Annotated in this window: 4 protein-coding genes; 1 reads left to right on the forward strand and 3 read right to left on the reverse strand. The window is 49.7% G+C overall.

Annotation, left to right across the window (positions count from 1 at the left end; translation table 11 throughout):
- Positions 1–256 precede the first annotated feature (256 nt).
- On the forward strand, positions 257–391 hold the full coding sequence (locus tag PHI12_13825) for a hypothetical protein (GenBank protein ID MDD5511872.1): 135 nt from the start codon (positions 257–259) through the stop codon (positions 389–391).
- Between the two features lie 131 nt (positions 392–522).
- On the opposite strand, the gene PHI12_13830 is transcribed toward PHI12_13825, so the two are convergent.
- The 3 genes from PHI12_13830 to PHI12_13840 all read right to left on the reverse strand — a co-directional run.
- Complete coding sequence (locus tag PHI12_13830) at positions 523–2,226, reverse strand: hypothetical protein (protein ID MDD5511873.1); 1,704 nt, start codon at positions 2,224–2,226, stop codon at positions 523–525.
- 11 nt (positions 2,227–2,237) lie between these two features.
- Entirely contained in the window at positions 2,238–3,377 is a 1,140-nt protein-coding gene (locus PHI12_13835; GenBank protein MDD5511874.1) for a hypothetical protein, read from the reverse strand.
- A gap of 277 nt (positions 3,378–3,654) precedes the next feature.
- Positions 3,655–4,079: hypothetical protein (locus tag PHI12_13840; protein ID MDD5511875.1), on the reverse strand; the 425-nt coding region annotated here is incomplete at its 5' end.

The raw sequence follows: 4,079 nt of genomic DNA on the forward strand, positions 1-4,079 counted from the left end.
TCTGAATTTGCCCCGCTATCTGCTCTGCGTATCCTGCGGTCACGTCGTCGTTTGCCGTTGGCGCTGCTGCTCCGTTGAAGTTGTGATGAGGAACTTCGTTCCAGATTGCTGCACCTGTAGTGCTATCTACTGATATGAAAAACGAGTTCGTTGTTGTATTTATCCAAGGCGTTCCCGTCGGATCTGGCGGGATGCTATGATTCGTCGGAGTTCCGGGACGCGATCGATATCGAGTGCGAAGTGAAGGGCTGAGGCGATGACGAAGGATGATATCTCTTGTGACGATCGCCCGATACCGTCTAATCCTCGGGTGATCGTTACCTGCCCGAAGTGCGGCGACGACCTGGACATAACAGCGGTCGTTCTGAAGTTCATGGGGGCCGAGGGATGAGACTCCCTCTCCTCCTCGCCCTCCTCCTCGTCGCGCCGGGGGCGGCCTGTGCAAGCGCCGTCGTCATCCTATTGGCGACGGCTATCGCTATTGTTTTTTGGAAGTAGAAAAGAAGGGGCGAGGATCGGGCGCTAAGCCGCGATCGCTCCCCATGTTTTCCAGGTGCCGGGGGCTCCGGCGGTGGTGCAGATCCACCCCATCGTTCCGTTCGCGGCTGGGGCGGTGTTCCATCGAATCGAACCAACTCCGTGATATCCGGCAGTCGGTGCCGCCGCTCCCCGCGATTCTATATATGTAGCCCCTGTCTGGGTGTTCAAGACCATGAAATGGTTGGCGTTGAATAGCCCATCAACAAAATTGTTTCGGATGCTTATATCGTCAATGCTAAACGTCCCCCCGATTTCTTCTATTCTGACCGCATATATCGGATAGGCGGTCGTATTATGCTGGACGAACGAATTGCCGGATACCTCGAAATACTTTGGCGCACCGTACAATGCCGCAAAAATCCAGCCCTGATATATTCCGCCATATATCGTGTCGTGTGCCCCGTCGACGAACGTGTTCCCCGTAATTATATAATCACGCGAATTTGGCCGGATCTTGAACATTCCACTTCGGGAAAAGTCCATGAATGTGTTTCCTTCTAGCGTCAGATTTAGAACCGCGTTCACATCTATCGCCGTGGAATAGAGCGTGTAGCTCAACGTCGGGGGTCCAACTATAAAATTATTTTGTATAACTAGCTGCGTTGTGTTGTGGTTGGTTGTTCCCTGAACATATATCCCAGTCGGACCGATGGTATTATCCGAGACGTTCCACTCTTCCAAAAATACCTGATTTCCAGATAGCTCTACGTGACCTATATTCGACCCTTCGACGTCGTAGACATACAGCCGCATCCCACGATGCGTTCCTCGGAAAATATTATTCGTCACCACGACATTATCCACCGATTCGCCGTTTGGCGAAGCGATGTAAAACCCGTTATAATAGTACTCTATTATATTATTATGCGCAATAGAATTACTCCGGTGAAGTTCGAACGCTGTAATTCCAGCCGCCACTCGGTCTTTTGTGCCTGGCGGATTCTGGAAAAGATTATCGTGGATGTACGAATAATTCATCGACGCATAAAGGGATGTATGGTCGTGGTCGTAATTCCCCTCCATAGCGTTTCCACTCATCAAAAACTTGCAGTGGTGAACATCCAGATAGTCACCAACTTTAAAATGCAAGAAGTGGTGTCCCGCTGCATTTTTGAACGTTACGTGTGAAATCGTCCAATTCTTTGCGTTCATCGCCCCCATTCGATTCACGTTTCCATATTTCCACTCCGTAGACTGAACTAAATTATTTTGGCCATTGAAATCCACCGTGATGCCGTCGATCCGTACGTTTTCGATGACCCGAGTAGAATCAACTTCGTAAAATAGTAATATGTTACTCGTCGAATGGTTCGCCACTCGGATGCCATCCGCCACCCGGATGGTCCCGGTTCCAGTGATCGTGACATTAGATTTCGCTCTGAGAATATATCCTGTGACTGGATTTTTATCTACTGTGAAGTTTCCTCCTGGGACCACCACAATACCGTTTGGATATGCGCTTGCATCATCTATCGCCGCCTGGATTGCGAGACGGTTAGCGGTCGGATCGCCAGCATCTGCCGCACCATAATCTATTATATTGAAGAAGCCATCCGTCGCGTTCCGAGCATAATACCCGTCCATGAAATCGATATCCCCCACGAACTCTGTTGCCGGGAGCTTGTTCACCGCCGATCCGATCCCCGCCAGAAGCAGCAGGGCCATTATCATAATTTTGAGCTTCATTTTTATCACCTTCAGACTGTAACATATTCGAGTATAAGCGTAAACGTGCCTTCTGTTGCCGCACCTGGTGTGATGAACGCCTTGATCACCGACCCAGAAGCATAATATTTGTTCGGAGTGTACGTGTCATGTGTTGCTCCTTGCGCATCCACCAGTTCGGCAGTCATCAGGTTTGCCTCGTCGCCTTCCTCCCCCACGGTTACTGTGCCAGCGTCATATGCCGTCGTGACGACCTTTCCCACGAATCGGATAAAACCGTTCGCTGTCATCGTCAGCAAAGTGACCTTGCCGTCGGCGTCGTTGTATGGAATGGTAGCGGTTGCTTTTTGTATCGTGCTCGTTGTGGCTGCTTGCTCTGCCCAGACCGCTGCGCCGTCTGTGTTGTCTATGCATATCCAAATCGTGTCGTTTGTTGTGTTTATCCACGTGCTTCCTGCAATGTAGCCCAGGTTGACGTCGTCGTTCACGGTCGGGTCCGTGGCACTCGTGCTCGTTTTCGGTATTGCTGCCCAAGTCGCGTCTGCTCGCAGGAACTTGTTTGCTAGTGTGTCTCCCGCCGCCTGCGCTGGCACGAGTCCTTTTGTTCCTCCCGCCCCGGCGTCTCCGCTCATCGTTGCTACGTCGTCTGTCCCATCGGTGTGGTTTGTACCATGTGCTTCTGTGTGTTTTTTGTCTACGGCGTCTTTTACGTCCGCGTGCGTTAAAAGCGAGTCTTTTATTATCTTTCCCGTTATTCCGTCGAACTCTGCTATGTTCGAATCGACCGCAACTGCCGGTCCTGTGACATCCCCCCCTGTTAGACTTGTTTGTAGTGCTCCATTTGTGTCGAAAACTTGCATCTTTCCGCCTTCGATTAAGGCGGAATAACCTGCTTGTAGGCTCAAATCTTTTGGGCATATTCTTCTTGCCACACCACCATTTGGTAGTAGAAATAGGTTTATTGTTCGCGTGTTCGCATCCGTGTTTATTATTATTATCGATGATACCGCTATTATTCCGGTAGCTTCGTATATGTCTCCTGTTACTATTGGCAACTGTCCGTCCGCTAATTGCATTATTGTTGTATTTCTTACCCCGTGTATCGTATAATCGATGACTGCTGCTACCGAAGCGTCTCCTTGTAGTTTATCTCCACTGTTCAATGCTAACATGTTAGCCTCCGAATGTTATTGCCCACAACATACTGTTGTCTATTCCTCCTATTGGTTCCCATACTGCTGCCCCTGTTGTTGAGTCCATACACATATATGCCGCTCCAGTTGCTTGATTCACCCATATTGATCCTCTTCCGTAGTGACTGGTTTCATCATCTGTTGCCCCCGGCGCAGTCGTTGCTGCTAGGTTGTGCCGCTCCGCTAGAAGGTCTGGATGACGGGCCAACAGTCTTACATCGTGAGCCATTCAGAATATATTTTGTTGGCCCAATACTTAAAGCTTATACTTGTATCCCCAAACTGCTACTGCGAATCCTATTTCTGTCTGTGACCACCCGTCTATCGATGTTCCGTTATCACGTATTGATATTGCTGCATTCTTATTGTGTAGAGTCACTGGTATCGACAGCTCGCCAGGCCCTCCTAGAATAGGATCCAACGTTCTGTTCAGTGGCATTGGGTACTTGCTCAGGTGTTGGTAAGGCGTGACTGGAAAAACTAGTAGCTCTTCTGGATAGTCTGGGATCTTCACGTAAGAAATGTTAGGTGCTGCATGATATCCATTGGTTTCGTCCTCTGCTATTCCGACATGCGTTAGCTGGACAATCTCATCTGTTTTCAGCTCCCATTCCAGTGTCATCCAGCCCTCATCGACCGTTTGCATCCGTCGCGATAAGATGTATGGCGTATGCGGATCGG

Source organism: Dehalococcoidales bacterium, assembly GCA_028716225.1.
In the GTDB taxonomy this organism is placed as follows: Bacteria; Chloroflexota; Dehalococcoidia; order Dehalococcoidales; family UBA5760; genus UBA5760.